Origin of the sequence: Streptomyces sp. NPDC101776, assembly GCF_044766845.1 — a bacterium.
GTDB lineage: Bacteria > Actinomycetota > Actinomycetes > Streptomycetales > Streptomycetaceae > Streptomyces.
In genome coordinates this window covers 615,585-632,980 of the sequence record NZ_JBIWMV010000001.1, presented here as the reverse complement: position 1 = coordinate 632,980, position 17,396 = coordinate 615,585, and the positions used below count along the sequence as shown (strand labels likewise).

Annotated in this window: 14 protein-coding genes; 8 read left to right on the top strand and 6 right to left on the bottom strand. The window is 70.8% G+C overall.

Features of this window, described 5'->3' with window-relative positions:
* The first annotated feature begins 21 nt into the window (after window positions 1-21).
* Window positions 22-615: an isopentenyl-diphosphate Delta-isomerase gene (gene idi, locus ACIRRY_RS02745; RefSeq protein ID WP_403967148.1), complete on the top strand. Its 594-nt coding sequence runs from the start codon at window positions 22-24 to the stop codon at window positions 613-615.
* A 9-nt stretch (window positions 616-624) separates the two neighbouring features.
* Here the strand turns inward: idi and ACIRRY_RS02740 are convergent, their stop codons facing one another.
* Window positions 625-1,134: an ATP-binding protein gene (locus ACIRRY_RS02740; RefSeq protein WP_403968324.1), complete on the bottom strand. Its 510-nt coding sequence runs from the start codon at window positions 1,132-1,134 to the stop codon at window positions 625-627.
* A gap of 204 nt (window positions 1,135-1,338) precedes the next feature.
* Between ACIRRY_RS02740 and ACIRRY_RS02735 the strand changes: the two genes are divergently transcribed.
* The 3 genes from ACIRRY_RS02735 to ACIRRY_RS02725 all read left to right on the top strand — a co-directional run bounded on the left by ACIRRY_RS02735 (window position 1,339) and on the right by ACIRRY_RS02725 (window position 5,492).
* Window positions 1,339-2,082 carry an enoyl-CoA hydratase/isomerase family protein gene (locus ACIRRY_RS02735; RefSeq protein ID WP_403967145.1) on the top strand — a complete coding sequence of 248 codons (744 nt, stop codon included), beginning with the start codon at window positions 1,339-1,341 and terminating at the stop codon, window positions 2,080-2,082.
* A 53-nt stretch (window positions 2,083-2,135) separates the two neighbouring features.
* On the top strand, window positions 2,136-3,005 hold the full coding sequence (locus tag ACIRRY_RS02730) for a hypothetical protein (protein ID WP_403967141.1): 870 nt from the start codon (window positions 2,136-2,138) through the stop codon (window positions 3,003-3,005).
* A 93-nt stretch (window positions 3,006-3,098) separates the two neighbouring features.
* Window positions 3,099-5,492, top strand: coding sequence for a Tex family protein (locus ACIRRY_RS02725; RefSeq protein ID WP_403967138.1), 2,394 nt, complete (start codon window positions 3,099-3,101; stop codon window positions 5,490-5,492).
* A gap of 204 nt (window positions 5,493-5,696) precedes the next feature.
* Here ACIRRY_RS02725 and ACIRRY_RS02720 read toward each other — a convergent pair whose 3' ends face one another.
* Together ACIRRY_RS02720 and ACIRRY_RS02715 are read right to left on the bottom strand one after the other, a co-directional pair.
* On the bottom strand, window positions 5,697-7,340 hold the full coding sequence (locus ACIRRY_RS02720) for an ABC-F family ATP-binding cassette domain-containing protein (RefSeq protein ID WP_403967135.1): 1,644 nt from the start codon (window positions 7,338-7,340) through the stop codon (window positions 5,697-5,699).
* Between the two features lie 48 nt (window positions 7,341-7,388).
* Complete coding sequence (locus ACIRRY_RS02715) at window positions 7,389-8,414, bottom strand: oxidoreductase (protein WP_403968322.1); 1,026 nt, start codon at window positions 8,412-8,414, stop codon at window positions 7,389-7,391.
* Window positions 8,415-8,498: 84 nt separating this feature from the next.
* Here ACIRRY_RS02715 and ACIRRY_RS02710 point away from each other — a divergent pair, with 84 nt between their 5' ends.
* Entirely contained in the window at window positions 8,499-9,458 is a 960-nt protein-coding gene (locus ACIRRY_RS02710) for an FAD-dependent oxidoreductase (protein ID WP_403967132.1), read from the top strand.
* 248 nt (window positions 9,459-9,706) lie between these two features.
* On the opposite strand, the gene ACIRRY_RS02705 is transcribed toward ACIRRY_RS02710, so the two are convergent.
* Window positions 9,707-11,662 (bottom strand): Xaa-Pro dipeptidyl-peptidase, encoded by a 1,956-nt coding sequence (locus ACIRRY_RS02705; RefSeq protein WP_403967129.1) that lies wholly within the window; start codon window positions 11,660-11,662, stop codon window positions 9,707-9,709.
* 280 nt (window positions 11,663-11,942) lie between these two features.
* Here ACIRRY_RS02705 and ACIRRY_RS02700 point away from each other — a divergent pair, with 280 nt between their 5' ends.
* Window positions 11,943-13,412, top strand: a complete 1,470-nt coding sequence (locus ACIRRY_RS02700; RefSeq protein WP_403967126.1) for a M1 family metallopeptidase — start codon at window positions 11,943-11,945, stop codon at window positions 13,410-13,412.
* Window positions 13,413-13,507: 95 nt separating this feature from the next.
* Here the strand turns inward: ACIRRY_RS02700 and ACIRRY_RS02695 are convergent, their stop codons facing one another.
* Window positions 13,508-14,419, bottom strand: coding sequence for a PfkB family carbohydrate kinase (locus tag ACIRRY_RS02695; RefSeq protein WP_403967123.1), 912 nt, complete (start codon window positions 14,417-14,419; stop codon window positions 13,508-13,510).
* Between the two features lie 371 nt (window positions 14,420-14,790).
* Here ACIRRY_RS02695 and ACIRRY_RS02690 point away from each other — a divergent pair, with 371 nt between their 5' ends.
* The gene (locus ACIRRY_RS02690) at window positions 14,791-15,504 is read left to right on the top strand and encodes a MerR family transcriptional regulator (RefSeq protein ID WP_403967121.1); all 714 of its coding nucleotides are present in this window, start codon (window positions 14,791-14,793) and stop codon (window positions 15,502-15,504) included.
* Here the strand turns inward: ACIRRY_RS02690 and ACIRRY_RS02685 are convergent.
* The gene (locus ACIRRY_RS02685) at window positions 15,481-16,206 is read right to left on the bottom strand and encodes an SDR family NAD(P)-dependent oxidoreductase (protein WP_403967118.1); all 726 of its coding nucleotides are present in this window, start codon (window positions 16,204-16,206) and stop codon (window positions 15,481-15,483) included. The genes ACIRRY_RS02690 and ACIRRY_RS02685 overlap by 24 nt on opposite strands.
* 135 nt (window positions 16,207-16,341) lie before the next feature.
* Between ACIRRY_RS02685 and ACIRRY_RS02680 the strand changes: the two genes are divergently transcribed.
* Window positions 16,342-17,379 carry an ABC transporter permease gene (locus tag ACIRRY_RS02680; protein WP_403967115.1) on the top strand — a complete coding sequence of 346 codons (1,038 nt, stop codon included), beginning with the start codon at window positions 16,342-16,344 and terminating at the stop codon, window positions 17,377-17,379.
* Window positions 17,380-17,396 lie beyond the last annotated feature (17 nt).

Below are 17,396 nucleotides of genomic sequence, written 5' to 3'. Positions count from 1 at the left end.
AGACCGATGTGAAGGATGGGTATGCCGACCACACCTGCCACCGCGACGCACAACTCGTCGAACGGCACCGCTGACGCGATCTTGCTCGAACTGGTCGACGAGAACGGCGTGACGATCGGCACCGCCGAGAAGCTCTCCGCCCATCAGCCGCCGGGCCGGCTGCACCGCGCCTTCTCCGTCTTCCTCTTCGACGAGCAGGGCCGGCTGCTGCTCCAGCAGCGGGCGCTCGGCAAGTACCACTCCCCCGGTGTGTGGTCCAACACCTGCTGCGGCCACCCCTACCCCGGCGAGGCTCCCTTCGCGGCGGCGGCCCGGCGGACGTACGAGGAGCTGGGGGTGTCCCCGACGCTGCTCGCCGAGGCGGGCACGGTGCGCTACAACCACCCGGACCCGGACTCGGGCCTGGTGGAGCAGGAGTACAACCACCTCTTCGTCGGCATGGTGCAGTCCTCGCTGCGGCCGGACCCGGAGGAGGTGGTCACGACCGCGTTCGTGACCCCCGCCGAACTCACCGAGCGGCACGCCAAGGACACCTTCTCGTCCTGGTTCATGACGGTGCTGGACGCGGCCCGCCCGGCGGTCAGGGAGCTGACGGGCCCGTCCGCGGGCTGGTGAACTCCCCCGCTACGGCACCTGCGCGAGCCTGAGCGGCAGCGCGGCCCAGATCACCTTGCCGCCGCTCGCCGTGTGCTCGACGTCGCAGACACCGCCCGCCTCCCGGGTCACCTCGCGCACCAGGAGCAGCCCCCGGCCGCCGGTCTCGTCGTGGTCGGCGACCAGGGCGGTCGGGCGGTACGGGTGGTTGTCCTCGACGGACACCCGCACCCACTCGGCACCGACGGCGACCTCCACGGCGAGGGTCGGCGACAGCAGCACGGCATGCCGGACCACATTGGTGACCAGCTCGGAGACGATCAGCAACAGCCCCTCCAGCAGGTCTTCCGACAGGGGCACGCCCTGCCGGAGGAGCAGGTCCCGTACGGCGTGCCGCGCCTGCGGGACGGAGGCGTCGACGGCGGAGGCGGTGAACCGCCAGACTCCCTCGTACGGCAGCGGATCCGGCGGGGCGGGGGCCGGAGGATCGTCCCTGCCGCCTTCTGGGCGTGGGCCTGACCCACCCCCATCGTTCTCCATCGTCCGGTCGCCACCCTTGCGCTCGATTGTCACCACCCGACGAGTGTTGGCAACGACCCGCTCCGCCCCCTAGGACTGAACAGAAGTCAGCAGTTATCGGGTGTATTACGACCGCTTCCGCCCGCCCCGGTCGCGTGTCGGACCGCTCGTGATCCGATCGTGCCGACTTCGCGAACTCTTCGGCTTGTACGTAGCATCCGGCGCATGGAGCCCCGCCTGCTGCACGACGTCACCGACTCGGTGGCCACCGTCGTCGTCCACCATCCCGGCAAACGCAACGCGATGACCACGGAGATGTGGCGGTCGCTGCCGCCGCTGCTCGACTCCCTGGCCGGCGATCCGGCCGTACGGGCGCTCGTGCTCACCGGTGAGGGCGGGACGTTCTGCGCCGGGGCCGACATCTCGACGCTGCGGGGGTCGGCCGGTGAGGCGCAGGGGCTCGCAGTGCTCGCGGAGGAGGCCCTGGCCGCGTTCCCGAAGCCGACGCTGGCCGCGATCCGGGGTCATTGTGTGGGCGGCGGGGCGCAGTTGGCGGGGGCCTGCGATCTGCGGTTCGCGGAGCAGGGGGCGCTGTTCGGGGTGACTCCGGCGAAGCTCGGGATCGTGTATCCGGCGTCCTCCACACGGCGGTTGGTGTCGCTGGTGGGTCCGGGGGCCGCCAAGTACCTGTTGTTCTCGGGCGAGTTGATCGACGCGGAGCGGGCGCTGCGCACCGGCTTCGTCGACGAGCTGCTGCCCGAGGGCGAACTGGCCAAGCGGGTCGCGGAGTTCACCCGGGTGCTGGTCTCCCGTTCGCGGTTGACGCAGGCCGCGGCCAAGGAGTTCGCCGACGGCCGTACGGACCGGGACGCCCACTGGGCGGAGCAGGCGCGCGGCAGCGGCGACACCGCGGAGGGCGTCGCCGCGTTCCTGGAGCGCCGCGAGCCGCGCTTCACCTGGACCGCGTGAGGACGGGTGTCCCACCTATCGCGTCGTACCGACCAGTCGGTAACGTGCGGGGCATGACTACTGCCGCCGCCGATCCCCGTGCCGGACGCCGCTGCCACAACGCGCTCAACTCCCTGCACGCCACGCTCTACTTCTCGCCCGACCTGGGGCGGGAGATGACGGCCCTCGGGGTCAAGGACTCGCAGGCCGTCAACTTCGCCGTACGGGCGGCGGCGATGGGGGCGGTCGGGCCGGGCACGGTGACGGCGACCTTCTACAACTACAAGTACGACCTCGTGGCCCGGCACGTGCCCGCCGTATGGGAGATCGTCTCCCCGGAGCAGGCCCTGCACGCACGCGCGCGTGCCGTCGACGCGACCCTGCGCCGGCTGCTGGACGACGACGTGGTGGAGTCGCAGGAGATGGCGGAGGCGGCACGGCTGGCCCTGCGGGCGGCCGAGGCGTGCACGCGCCCCGCCCGGCCCCTGTACGCCGCCCACGCGGATCTGCCGGTCCCCGAAGAGCCGCACCTGGCGTACTTCCACGCCGCCACACTGCTGCGCGAACACCGCGGCGACGGTCACCTCACCGCCCTGCTGTCCGCCGGACTCGACGGTCTGGAGGCCCTGGTCACCCACACCGCGACCGGCCGGGGCATGACCCCGAAGTGGGTGTTCGGCACACGCGGCTGGAACCAGGAGGAGTGGGACGCCGCCTCGGTACGGCTGCGCGAGCGCGGACTGCTCGACGCGGACGGCGAGTTGACCGAGGCGGGCACCGCCCTGCGTGCCGAGATCGAGACGGAGACGGACCGGCTGGACCGGGCGCCGTACGAGCACCTGGGCGCCGAGGGTGTCGTACGTCTGACCGAACTGGCGACCGGGTTCGCGCGGCGCGCGCTCGCGGCCGGGGCGTTTCCGCGGGATCTGACCGGCAAGCGCTAGGCATCGGACCCGCAGGAAAGCGCCCTGATCCCCGGTTGTCGGTGTCACCTGCCACAATTGCCGCGCAACCTCAGTGGAGAAGGCGGTACGGGCGTGACGACACCCCTCGTAGGGTCCATCGAAGGCAGGATCGCCGAGGAGCTCGGCGTACGGGAGCGGCAGGTGAGGGCTGCCGTCGAGCTGCTCGACGGCGGTTCGACGGTGCCCTTCATCGCCCGCTACCGCAAGGAAGCGACCGAGATGCTCGACGACGCGCAGTTGCGCACGCTCGAGGAGCGGCTGCGCTATCTGCGGGAGCTGGAGGAGCGGCGGACCGCGATCCTCGAATCGGTGCGCGAGCAGGGCAAGCTCACCGAGGAGCTGGAGGCGCAGATCCGCGCGGCGGACACGAAGGCGCGCCTGGAGGACATCTACCTCCCCTACAAGCCCAAGCGGCGCACCAAGGCGCAGATCGCGCGCGAGGCGGGCCTTGAGCCGCTCGCGGAGGGCCTGTTGGGCGACCCGTCCGTGGAACCGCTGGCCGCGGCCGCCGCGTTCGTCGACGCCGACAAGGGTGTCGCCGATCCGCAGGCCGCCCTGGACGGCGCCCGGGCGATCCTCACCGAGCGGTTCTCGGAGGACGCCGACCTGATCGGCGACCTGCGCGAGCGCATGTGGGGCCGCGGGCGCCTCGCCGCGAAGGTGCGGGACGGCAAGGAGGAGGCGGGCGCCAAGTTCGCCGACTACTTCGACTTCTCGGAGCCGTTCACCGCGCTGCCCTCGCACCGCATCCTCGCGATGCTGCGCGGCGAGAAGGAGGACGTCCTCGATCTCGTCCTGGAGCCCGAGGAGGCCACCGAGGGGCCTTCTTCCTACGAGGGGATGGTCGCCCACCGCTTCCAGGTCCTCGACCGGGGCCGTCCCGGCGACAAGTGGCTTCAGGACACGGTCCGTTGGGCCTGGCGCACCCGCATTCTCGTGCACCTCGGCATCGATCTGCGGCTGCGGCTGCGCACGGCTGCCGAGGACGAGGCGGTCAACGTCTTCGCCTCGAACCTGCGGGACCTGCTGCTCGCGGCCCCGGCCGGCACCCGCTCGACGCTCGGCCTGGACCCCGGTTTCCGTACGGGCGTGAAGGTGGCCGTCGTCGACGCGACCGGCAAGGTCGTGGCCACGGACGTGATCTACCCGCACGTCCCGGCCAACAAGTGGGACGACGCCCTCGCCAAGCTGGCCCGCCTCTCCGCGCAGCACTCGGTCGAGCTGATCGCGATCGGCAACGGCACGGCGTCCCGCGAGACCGACAAGCTCGCCGGTGAACTCATCACCAAGCACCCGGAGTTGAACGTCACCAAGGTGATGGTGTCCGAGGCCGGCGCGTCCGTGTACTCGGCGTCCGCGTTCGCCTCGCAGGAACTGCCCGACATGGACGTGTCGTTGCGCGGCGCCGTCTCCATCGCGCGCCGACTCCAGGACCCGCTCGCCGAGTTGGTGAAGATCGACCCCAAGTCGATCGGGGTCGGCCAGTACCAGCACGACCTGTCCGAGGTGAAGCTGTCGCGTTCGCTGGACGCGGTGGTCGAGGACTGTGTGAACGGCGTCGGCGTGGACGTCAACACGGCCTCCGCGCGGCTGCTTTCGCGCGTCTCCGGCATCACCTCCGGCCTCGCCGAGAACATCGTGTCGCACCGCGACGCCAACGGCCCCTTCAAGTCGCGCACCCAGCTGAAGAACGTGGCACGGCTCGGCCCGAAGGCGTACGAGCAGTGCGCGGGCTTCCTGCGCATCCAGGGCGGCGACGACCCGCTCGACTCGTCCAGCGTGCACCCCGAGGCGTATCCGGTGGTGCGGCGGATGGTGAAGACGGCGGGCAGCGAGGTCGCCTCGCTGATCGGCAACACGTCGGTGCTGCGCTCGCTGAAGCCGACCGAGTTCGTGGACGAGACGTTCGGTCTGCCGACGGTGACCGACATCCTCAAGGAGCTGGAGAAGCCGGGGCGCGACCCGCGGCCCGCGTTCAAGACGGCCACGTTCAAGGACGGCGTCGAGAAGATCTCCGACCTGGCGCCCGGGATGGTCCTGGAGGGGGTCGTCACCAACGTCGCAGCGTTCGGGGCGTTCATCGACGTCGGCGTCCATCAGGACGGTCTCGCCCATGTCTCCGCCCTGTCCAAGACGTTCGTCAAGGACCCGCGGGACGTGGTGAAGCCGGGTGACATCGTCAAGGTGAAGGTCCTCGACGTGGACATCCCGCGCAAGCGGATCTCGTTGACGCTGCGGCTGGACGACGAGGCGGATGCCTCCGGCGGTGAGCGGCGACAGCAGGGTGGCGGTGGCGAGCGTCGGCAGCAGGGCGGTGGGCGTCCGCCGCAGCAACGTCAGCAGCAGCGGCAGGGTGGCCAGGGCGGTGGATCGCGACAGGCGGCTCCGCCTCCGGGCAACAGCGCCATGGCCGATGCTCTGCGGAAGGCGGGGTTGCTCGACCCCGGAAAGAAGGGCAAGCGCTGACGGCCTCGCCGGTCAGATTGTGGGGAGCTGCGGGCCGGTGGGGGCTGGTCGCGCAGTTCCCGGCGCCCCTGGGGTGTGGACGCCGGTCGGCGAAAAGTGGTGGACGTCGATTCGACGGGCCGAAGAAGCCGAGCGTCCCTCAAGGCGCGCGGGGAACTGCGCGACCAGCCACGACGAGCCTGCGGTCAACAAAACCACAGGACCTCACCGCTGCTCAGTCACCTTCCCGTCCGCCACCACCAACCGCCGGGTCACCTGAACCGCATCCAACATCCGGCGATCATGAGTGACCAACAACAGCGTGCCCTCATAGGCGTCCAGGGCCGATTCCAGTTGCTCGATGGCCGGCAGATCGAGGTGGTTGGTCGGTTCGTCCAGGACCAGGAGGTTCACGCCCCGACCCTGGAGAAGCGCGAGCGCGGACCGGGTCCGCTCACCCGGTGACAGGGTCCCCGCCGGACGCATCACGTGATGCGCCTTGAGCCCGAACTTGGCCAGCAGCGTGCGGACTTCGGCGGGCTCCGTGTCCGGCACCGCAGCGCAGAACGCGTCGAGCAGGGACTCCGTACCGTGGAACAACTGCCGCGCCTGGTCGACCTCGCCCACCAGAAGACCCGACCCGAGCGAAGCCTGTCCCGAGTCCAGCGGAATACGGCCGAGCAGGGCGCCGAGCAGCGTCGACTTGCCCGCGCCGTTCGCACCGGTCACCGCGACCCGGTCCGCCCAGTCGATCTGGAGGGACACCGGCCCGAAGCTGAAGTCCCCGCGCCGTACCTCCGCGTCCCGCAAGGTCGCGACGACCGAGCCGGAGCGGGGCGCGGACGCGATCTCCATGCGCAGCTCCCACTCCTTGCGGGGCTCGTCGACGACATCGAGGCGTTCGATCATGCGCTGGGTCTGCCGGGCCTTCGCCGCCTGCTTCTCGCTCGCCTCGCTGCGGAACTTGCGGCCGATCTTGTCGTTGTCGTTGTTCGCCTTGCGCCGGGCGTTCTTGACGCCCTTGTCCATCCAGCCGCGCTGCATCTGCGCCCGGTCCTGGAGCGCGGAGCGCTTGTCGGCGTACTCCTCGAAGTCGTCGCGGGCGTGCCGGCGGGCCACGTCCCGCTCCTCCAGGTAGGCCTCGTAGCCGCCGCCGTAGAGGTTGATCTGGTTCTGGGCCAGGTCGAGTTCGAGGACCTTGGTGACCGTGCGGGTGAGGAACTCGCGGTCGTGCGACACGACGACCGTGCCGGCGCGCAGGCCGGAGACGAAGCGTTCGAGGCGCTCCAGGCCGTCGAGGTCCAGGTCGTTGGTGGGCTCGTCGAGGAGGAAGACGTCGTAGCGGGAGAGAAGGAGGGAGGCCAGACCCGCGCGGGCCGCCTGGCCGCCGGACAGGGAGGTCATCGGCTGGTCGAGGCCGATGGTGAGGCCGAGCGAGTCGGCGATCTCCTCGGCCCGCTCGTCCAGGTCGGCGCCGCCGAGGTCGAGCCAGCGCTCCAGGCTCACCGAGTACGCGTCGTCGGCGCCGGGTGCGCCGTCCACCAGTGCCTGGGTGGCCTCGTCCATCGTGCGCTGGGCCTCGGCGACGCCGGTGCGGCGCGCGAGGAACTCCCGCACGCTCTCGCCCGGCCGCCGGTCCGGCTCCTGCGGGAGATGGCCTACGGTCGCTGTCGGCGGGGAGAGGCGCAGCTCGCCCTCCTCCGGTGCGAGCAGGCCGGCGAGCAGCCTGAGCAGGGTGGACTTGCCCGCGCCGTTGGCACCGACAAGGCCGATCACATCGCCGGGGGCGACGACGAGGTCGAGCCCGGCGAAGAGGGCGCGGTCGCCGTGTCCGGCGGCGAGATTCTTGGCGACGAGAGTGGCAGTCATCAGACCGCCGATCCTAATCGGTCCCCTTCGCCGCCCGCGCCGCCGTTCTCACCGCGCCATCGCCTCCACCAGCACGCTCCCCGTGGTGCGGGCCACCACGAAGGACTCGCCCTTCACCGCCTTCGCGTCCAGGGGGATCCGGTGGCGGCCGGGTTCGAGGACGCCGTCGAAGACGTCGTGGGTGCGGCCGCGGTGGAGGCGGCCGAGACGGTACGCCGTGACGCGCACCCGGCACGGTGAGGTGACCTCGATGTCCGCCTCGCCGTCGGCCGCGGTCAGGTGGGTGAGGCGGTGCTGCTCGGCCGGGCGGCGGTCCAGCGCGTGTTCGATCTGCGCGACGAGGAGCGGGACGACGGGCGCGAGGCCGTCGACGTACGCCACGTCGACCCCGGCGCGGTCGAACGCGGCCTGTACGGCGGCCCGTTGCTCCGGGGTGACGTCCCGGCCGAAGAACACGGCGCCGTAGCCGCGCAGTTCGTCGGCCGGGACGTGGGTCGCGTCGCCGGTGATGTCGGCACCGATGCCGATGGCGCGCAGGGCGGCGGCGAGCCGGGCGAGGATCGCGACGCGGGCGCCGATCAGCAGGACACGGCGTCGGGCGGCCGGGGGCTCGGTGCCGTCGATCAGGGAGTCGAGGGCCGCGCGGTACTCGGCCCCGGCGAAGCGGAACGGCCCCAGGCCGTGGTAGCCGTTGCGCTCCAGGTCGGGGTGTTCGTCGGTCTGCCAGGCGAAGTCGCGCCAGATGTAGTCGGCGCCGTCCCGCTGGATGACGGCGGTGACGGCGCCGCAGGCCAGGTCCGCGCACTCGGGGCAGCCGTAGATGATGTGGCGTCCGTCCTCCAGCGGTGGGTCCGTCTCCAGGAGGAGGCTGCGGACCTGGGCGGTGAAGATCGCGGGCGGCACGTCGGAGGCGAGCGGGGAGACGGCGTCCAGGTCGGTGAGCCGGAACAGCAGCGGGCGGCCGTCGACGATGAAGTCGACGAAGTCGCGGTGGACCTGGTAGCCGCCGTCCGCGAGGACGTCACCGGCACGCATCGCCGGTGCCAGGCCGAAGGCCGCGTACGCGGCGGACAGCGGGTGTTCGGCAGACATGCTGTGAGTATCCCCAGCGCGCCGGGGAGGTGCGCACGGCATGGGGTATTCCGCTACCGTCCGCGCATGGACAGCGGTGTGAATGGCGATGTGATCGTGGTCGGCGGCGGTGTCATCGGACTGACGACGGCCGTCGTGCTGGCGGAGCGCGGTGCCCGGGTGCGGGTGTGGACGCGGGACCCCGTCGAGCTGACGACCTCGGCGGTCGCGGGCGCGCTGTGGTGGCCGTACCGGATCGAGCCGGAGGTGCTCGTCGGTGAGTGGGCGCTCCAATCGCTCGTCGTGTACGAGGAGTTGGCGGCGCGGCCCGAGGAGACGGGCGTACGCATGGTCGAGGGTGTACAGGGTGGCACGCGGCTGGACAAGCTGGGGCCTTGGGCGGCCCGGGTGCCGGGGCTGCGGGAGGCCCGGGCCGAGGAGTACGCGGGCGGCGGGCTGTGGGCGCGGCTGCCGCTGATCGACATGTCGGCCCATCTGCCGTGGCTGCGGGGGCGGTTCCTGGAGCTGGGCGGCACCGTCGAGGAGCACTCGGTCACAGATCTCGCCGAGGTGCCGGCGGCCGTCGTGGTCAACTGCACGGGGCTGGACTCGCTGGACCTCGTGCCCGATCCTTCGATGCGGCCGGTGCGCGGTCAGTTGGTCGTCGTGGAGAACCCGGGGATCACGACCTGGCTGACGTCCGTCGACCACTCCGCGGACACGTCCACGTACTTCTTCCCGCAGCCGGGCGGGCTGATCCTCGGCGGTACGGCCGAGGAGGACGCCTGGTCGATGACGCCCGACCCCGCGGTGGCCGAGGCGATCGTCGCCCGCTGCGCGGCGATCCGCCCGGAGATCGCCGAGGCACGCGTACTGGAACACCGGGTGGGGTTGCGACCGTCCCGGCCCTCGGTCCGGCTGGAGCGTCAAGTACTGCGGGACGGCCGGATGTTGGTGCACAACTACGGCCATGGCGGGGCGGGGATCACCGTGGCGTGGGGGTGCGCGCGGGAGGCGGCGGGGTTGGCCGGGGTGGCGGCGGAGTAGCGGAGCGGGATGCGCGGGGCGGGGCGCGGGGCGGGACGCTCGCCCGGGGGGAGATGCGCGGCGTGCGGCGGGACGCTCAGCGCGCGGGGCCGGGAGGAACGCCCGGGCGCGAGGCGCGAAAGCAGAACGCCCGGGCGCGAGCCCACCCACCGATCTGTGCCCCGAAATCAGCGGGACCAGCCGACGGGGCGGCGGAACCCACTCGCTCCGCCGCCCCAGCCGACCAGTGCACCGACCTGAACTGACGATCAGTTGCCCGGTACCCGCTGCGCGTTGCGCGGCACGCGTACTCCGTCGAGGGTCGTGGTCGTGGCCGTGGGTGTCCTGGAACCGGTGACCGCCGTGGCCTTCGCGAACGCCGACGCGCCGCCGACGAGCGGGAGTTGGGCCGCGGTGCGGGACAGGTTCAGGGTGAGGGTCGGGGTGGTGGACGGCGGGTCGATGAGGTCCTTGTCCGTGCCCGCGACGATCAGGGCGAGGCGGTGTCCGGCCGGGACGACGTGGTCGGTCGCCGCCAGGTCGAGGGTGATGGTGTACGCCTTGCCCGGGGTGAGCGGTACGCCCTTCGTGGCGGAGGCGTGGTTGCCGAGGTCGGCCCAGCCACGGCTGAGGACGGTGTAGTCAACCGCCGTCTTCTTGGCCTGGGTTGCCAGGAAGCAGGCGCTGTCGCCCGCCGTGCTCTCGCCCCAGCAGGTGCGGTCGGTGAGCGTGGTGATGCCCTCGGCGGAGTCGGCGTAGTCACGGATGGTGTCGGGGCCGACATCGACAAGGACCGCCGACAGATGGGCCGTCGACGTGGTGGGCGTCGCGGTGACGGTCACCTTCGAGGAGCCCGACAGACGCAGGTCCTTCGTGAGCGGCCCGGTGACGAAACCGGCCTTGTCCGCCGTCGAGTTGTCGATCGCGGCGGCCCAATCGGTCTCACTCTCCCGCGGGTTGTCGGTGAAGGTCTCGGTACCCGTGCCCGTGTGCAGGCCGAGGGTGCCGACGCCGGCCTGTGTGCCCCGCGCCGGGTGGAGGGTGGTGGTCGCGGTACCGCTCGGCGGCCAGACCTTCGACGTGACCCACTGGTCGGGGTGGCGTTCGACGTCGGCCATCGGCTGCCGGTCGATCCCGTTGTCGTAGCCGAGGAGTTCGTGGTCGAACCAGCGGTGCAGGGTGTCCACGAAGTCGGCGCGGCGGTAGTCGAAGGGGTCGACGTGGCCGGTCTGGGAGAGCCAGATCTTGCGCTCGACACCGTTCTTGGCGAGGGCGTCCCACCACTGACCGAAGTTCTTGGTGCGGACGTTGAGGTCCTGGAGTCCGTGCACCAGGAACACGCTGGCCTTGACCTTGCTCGCGTCCTTCACGTAGTCGCGTTCGGTCCAGAACGGCGTCCAGTCACCGGTGCGCGGAGCCCCGTCGACGATCTTCTGCTGGACGGCGGCGCACTTGGCCTGCGCGTCGGGGCTGTCGACGTAGCCGGAGAGCCAGTCGGGGCCGGAGTCGTAGAGCGGGGCGCCCTTGGCGAAGTAGTAGTCGTACCAGGAGGAGATGGCGCTGATCGGGACGATCGTCTTCAGGCCTTTCACGCCGGTGGCGGCGACGCCGTTGGCGATGGTGCCGTCCCAGCTCTTGCCGATCATTCCGGTCTTGCCGTTGGTCCAACTCGCTTTCGCACCAACGGTTCCGGTGCGTGTCGTGTACGCCTTGGCGCGTCCGTTGAGCCAGTCGACGACGGCCTTCGCGGACTGGATGTCGGAGCGGCCGCCGACGTCGACGCAGCCGTCGGAGCGGTTGGTGCCGGCGAGGTCGACACCGACGAAGGCGTAGCCGCGGGGCACGAAGTAGTTGTCGTAGAAGAGCGGCATCTGGACAACGTTGCCGCCTGCGTCGTAGGTCTTCAGCTGCCCCTCGTTGCCGCGTCCGCAGCAGGAGTAGTAGGGGCTGGCATCCATGATGACGGGGACTTTGCGGCCCTGTCGGGCGGGTTCGCTCGGGCGGACGATGTCGACGGCGACCCGGTCGGTCTTTCCGTCGCCGTCGCCGTCGAGTCCGGTGTCCACCCAGACCGCCTCGCGGACGGCGTTGGCGTAGGAGTAGACCGGTCGGCTCTCCTGCGGGGCGCTCTGGGCCGCTGTCTGGGTGAGGAAGGCGGCCAGGAGGGCGGCGGTCGCCGCCGTCGCGAGCGATCTCCAGATCGTGAAGCGCGTGCGTTTCGGCATGCGCGGACGGTACATCGGTCAACTCCCGTGCTGGAAGAGGCACTCGGGGCCATGACGGCCGAATGGCGATCGTGTGACAGGAGGGGCCGTGGACAGGCGCGGTGCCACAGGGAGTGAATAGCCTTCGAACAGACTTGGCGGACCGACCCCTACGACTCTTCGATCCCGATCCCTACGGCTCTTCGCTCCCTGCCGATCTTCGACCCCCTACGGCTCTTCGACCTTCGTGGACCCCCATGGCTCTCCGGCTTTTCGTGGAGCCCTACGACTTGGAGTTCTCGTGCACCGCAGAATCATCGCGCCGGGCGCCCTCGCGGCGGCCTCCCTCATGCTGGCGATCCCGGCATCGGCGGCAAGCTACTCCCCCGGCGCTCCGGGCATCGGCGACCCCTACTACCCGGCCTACGGCAACGGCGGATACGACGTCTCGCACTACGACCTGAGGCTTCAATACCAGCCCGCCACCGACGAGTTGGCGGGCACGGCGACGATCCTCGCCAGGACGACTCAGGATCTGTCGCGCTTCGATCTGGACTTCCTGCTGAACGTGAGCGAGGTGCGGGTCAACGGCGCCGCGGCGACCTTCGCGACCTCCGGTCAGCACGAACTGGAGATCACTCCGAAGACCCCGCTGCCCAGCGGTACGCCGATCACCGTCGTGGTCCGCTACAGCGGGGTGCCGTCCACGAAGAGCGCGTACGGGTTCACCACCTGGCACCGCACCCCGGACGGCGCGGTCGCGGCCGACGAGCCCGAGTCGGCGTGGTGGTGGTTCCCGAGCAACGACCACCCCAGCGACAAGGCGACCTACGACGTGTCCGTCGCCGTGCCGAACGGCACCCAGGCGATCTCCAACGGCACGCTCCAGTCGACGAGTTCACAGCTCGGCTGGACCCGCTACAACTGGCGCCAGAACAAGCCGCAGGCCACCTACCTGGCCACGCTCGCCCTCGGCAGGTTCGACATCACGACCAGCACCTCGGAGGGCGGGGTCCCGGTCATCAACGCCTACAGCAAGGACCTCGGGGACAACGACGGATCCGCGCGGGCGAGTGTGGAGCGCACCGGCGAGATCGTCGACTGGCTCAGCGGCTACTTCGGCAAGTACCCGTTCAGCAGTGCCGGCGGCTACGTGCCCAACACGACCACCGGGTACGCGCTGGAGACCCAGACCCGCGTCTACTACAGCCCGAGGCAGTTCGCGAACGGCGCCAACACCTCTGTCGTCGTGCACGAGTTGGCCCACCAGTGGTACGGCGACGACGTGTCGCTGAAGGGCTGGAAGGACATCTGGATCAACGAGGGCTTCGCGCGGTACGCGCAGTGGCTGTGGTCCGAGCACGAGGGTGAGGGCACGACGCAGCAACTCGCCGACTACGTCTACGCCTTGCACCCGGCGGACGACGCGTTCTGGACGATCGCGCCGGGGGATCCCGGTCCGGAGGACCAGTTCGAGCTTCCGGTGTACGACCGGGGGGCGTTGGCCATTCAGGCGTTGCGGAACGCGATCGGTGACGAGGCGTTCTTCGCCGTTCTGAAGGGGTGGCCGACGGAGCACGCGTACGGGAACGCGTCCGTCGCGGACTTCCAGGCCTATGCCGAGCAGGTGTCCGGGAAGTCGTTGTCGGCGCTCTTCGACACGTGGCTGTTCCAACCGACCAAGCCGGCCGTGCCGGCGGCGAAAGCGGTTGTGGCTCCCGTTCAGCCAAAGTCGTGGAAGAAGATCGAGGCTACGAACGGCGTGCACTGAGCGTCTGCCGGGTTCGGTAGTACGGGGGCTGCGGGCCGGTTTGTGGCTGGTCGCGCCCACGCGGCAGAGCCGCAAATCGATACAGCCCCGCGCCCCTAAAGGGGCGCTGCCCCCGCCCGGGTCAAGAGGTCGCTGCGGCTGATCACTCCCGCCTCCGTCGAAGGGACCGTGCACGCATGCGCCCCCGCGATCGAGCCGTACAGGGCGGCACGTTGGGGTGTTTCCCGGTTGAGCCAGCCGTAGAGAAAGGCGGCTGCGAAGGCGTCGCCCGCGCCGTTCGAGTCGGTCGGTGGGGAGGGCGGGGTGACCGGTGGGATGTGGGTCACCTCGTCGTCGGCCAGCAGATACGCGCCCTGAGCTCCGGCCGTGGCGACGACCAGGTGGGCACGGCCGTGCTCGGCGATGGCGCGCATGGTGCGCTCGGGGGCGCGGGTCAGGGCGGTGGTGGACAGGAAGACGATGTCCGCCGCGTGGGCGAACTCCGCCTGGTACGGGTTCTCGCCGTCCCAGTTGTGCAGGTCCGTCGAGATCGTCGCGCCGGCCTCGCGCACGATCGGCAGGGCGTGGGCGCAGGGCTGGGTGATGGAGACGTGGACGTGCCGGCTCGCCTCGGCGAGGGCGCGGACCGTGGGCTCCGGCAGGCGGTCGTCGGGGTGGGCGCGGGTCGAGTCGTAGAGGGAGAGACGCCGGCCCTCGGGGCCCACGAGGTTGACCGCGCGCTTGGTGCCGGCGGGCTGCGGGACTTCGGTGAGCGGGATGCCGCGGTCGCGGTGCAGCGCGCGGACCAGGTCGCCCTCGGGGTCGGCGCCGAGCATGTCGAGGTGGTGGGTGCGCAGACCCAGCGCGCTCAGACCGAGGGCCACGAAATCGCCGGTCTGGCCGGCGCGGGTGGTGATGCCGGGGTCGATCATGTAGCTGTCGGCGTACGGAAGCGGCAGTTGGGGGACGTGGACGATGGTGTCGACGCCGGCGCCGCCGAGGACGAGGACGTCGATGTCACGGCTCATGGTTCACGGCCCTCCCTGTAGTTGCGCAGGATTCTGCAACTCCTTTCACCCGAGGGCAAGTTGGTTCCGCGGCTCAGTCCCCGTGGTCGTACACCGTCACCGCGATCCCCCACCGCACCAGCGTTCCGCGCACGAGGCCGCACCCGATGCGGGGCATGCGGACGGAGGCGTCCAGTTCGGCGGCATCGTCAGTTGTCCCGCCTGGTACTTCCTCTCCGGGTCCGGCCAGAGATACAGGACACCTGGCGCGAACCCTCCCGAGCTCCGGCAAACGCTGCTGTCACCCTGTCGCCCCGAATCTTGAAGCCACCTGATCGTCGTCACAGCCCCAGATGCTTCACCGCACCGGTGAGACAGCGATACTGCTGCGCATGACGACCGACGCCGAGGAGCCGACGCTCACGATCGACGAGTTGGCCGCGCGGGCCGGTACGACGGTGCGCACGGTGCGGTTCTACGGCACCAAGGGGCTGTTGCCGCCGCCGGTGATCGGGGCGCGGCGGGTCGGGCACTACGGGCCGGCGCATCTGGCGCGGCTCGCGCTCATCGAGGAGTTGCAGCAGCAGGGCATGACGCTGGCGGCGATCGAGCGGTATGTGGAGCAGTTGCCGCCGGACCTGTCCGAGCACGACCTGGCCGTCCACCGGGCCGTGGTGGCGTCCTGGGCGCCGGACACCGAAGAGACCCTGACCCGGGAGGAGTTGGGGCGCCGGGCGGGGCGGGCGCTGGACGAGGACGACATCGAGCGGCTCGCCGCCATGAACGTGATCCGGCCGGAGAAGGGCGCGTTCCGGGTCGACCTGGGTCTGTTGCGGCTCGGGGTGCGACTCCTCGACGTACCGCTGTCCCACGACGCGATCCTCGCCGCGCGGGAGGTCCTCGTCGCGCACTCGCGGGCCGCGGCGCGCGAACTGTCGGAGCTGTTCAGGGGCGAGGTGGCCGAACGGGACGCGCAGGACGTGAAGTTCCTGTCCGCGCACATGCATCCACTGGTGGTGCAGGCCCTGCTGACGACCTTTCAGCGGTCGTTGAAGGAGGAGCTCCAGCAGTGGCTCGGCGCCTCACAAGTAGGCGGATCCTCCTGACACGTTGAGCGTCTGCCCGGTCAGGAAGCCGCTGCCCTCGTCGACCACGTACAACAGTGTCGAGACCAGGTCGGCCGGTTGCTGGATGCGCGGCACCACCTGTTGGTCGCGGACGTGCTCGAAGCCGCCGTCCGCCCCGACCGTCCGCTCCGCCGTCGCGGTGCGGACCATGCTGGGCGCGATCGCGTTCACGGTGATGTCGTACGGCCCGAGCGCCGCCGCGAGCGAGCGCGTGAAGCCGATGAGGCCCATCTTCGAGGCGACGTACGGGACCATCGTGGGCGGCGCGGTGAGGACGGCCGCCGAGACGATGTTGACGATACGGCCCCGGCCGGCGGCCTTCAGATACGGCAGGGCCGCGCGGGTCAGCAGGAACGGCGCCTCCAGGTTGACGCGCATGATCCGGCGCCATTCCTCGGGCGTGGTCTCCTCGAAGGGGCGGGACGGGTAGACGCCCGCGTTGTTCACCAGGACGTGCAAGGTGCCGAATCGGTCGATGAGGCTGTCCAACGCCCGCTGGATCTGGGCCTCGTCGGTGACGTCGCCGATCAACTCCACGTAGTCCAGGACCCTTTCGGCGGTCTCCGGCTGTGCGACGAGGTCGAGTCCGGCGACCCGGTAGCCGCGCCCGGCGAGCGCGACGGCGAACTCCTGCCCGAGGCCCTGTGCCGCTCCGGTCACCAGGGCGGTCCGCATCTCCATGCGGCGAGTGTGATGACCCGTCAGGCGTCCGGCAAGAGCACATTCCACTCGCTGAAACGCCCTGGTTGCCGCGCACGCCCGCTGGGCCCACGCTGCGTGACGACCCCAGCACCAGCCGTACGGGAGCCGTGCCCGATGACCGAGACCGAGCGTGCCGTGGACGACGCGGACGACGCCGAGCGCGCCCGCGAACAGGGCGGCGGGCTGGGCCGGTCGACCCCGGTTCGGCGGCGGTGGGTCCGGGACGAGTTCGGTGTACTGCTCGTGCTGGGGCTGCTGATCGCCGGGATCGGTATCCCCTACCCGGACTTCCTGGGCACGAACAACCTGCTCTCCACCGCCCACAACTCCGTCTACATCTCGCTGATGGCGTGCGGCATGGTCTTCGCGCTGTCGATGCGCGAGGTCGATCTGTCGGTGGGCGGGACCTACGCGATGTGCCTGGTCGTCGGGGCGCTGCTGATCCGGGACGGCACCGCGCCCTGGCTGGCGGTGCCGGTGATGCTGGTCACCGGGATCGCGCTGGGGGTGTTCAACGCGCTGGTGACGACGTTGCTGGCGCTGCCGTCGTTCATCGTCACGCTGGGCACGCTGATGCTCTTCCGGGGTGTGGGGCTGGCCCTGGCCGACGGCAGGCAGATCACCGATCTCCCGCTGGACGACTCGTTCTTCACGTTCGCGGGCGGTGATCCGGGCGGGGTGCCGTTCGCGCTGTGGGTGCTGCTCGCGGTGATCGTCGTGCTGGCGGTCGTGCTGTCCCGGACGCGCTTCGGGGCCCGGGTGCGGGCGATCGGGTCCAACCCCGACGCCGCCGCGTTCAGCGGCATCCCGGTCGTCCGCACCCGTATCCAGGCACTGGCCCTCTCCGGCCTGACCACCGCGTGCGCCGCCACGCTCGCGCTCGCCTTCTACGGCGCCGGGGATCCGACTCTGGGCCAGGGCTACGAGTTGCAGGCGATCGCCGCGTGCATCATCGGCGGCACCCCGCTGGCCGGGGGCCGCGGTTCGGTGGTCGGCGCGGTGGCCGGGGCGATGATCCTGTCGGTCGTCGCCTCCGGCCTGGTGTTCTTCGAAGTACCCATCAACTGGACGTCGTTCGCGACCGGCGGAGTGATCCTCGTCGCCGTCGCGGCCGACAGCGCGCTGCGCCGCACCGGGCGCCGCCGCAGATGACGTCCCCCGCGATCCAC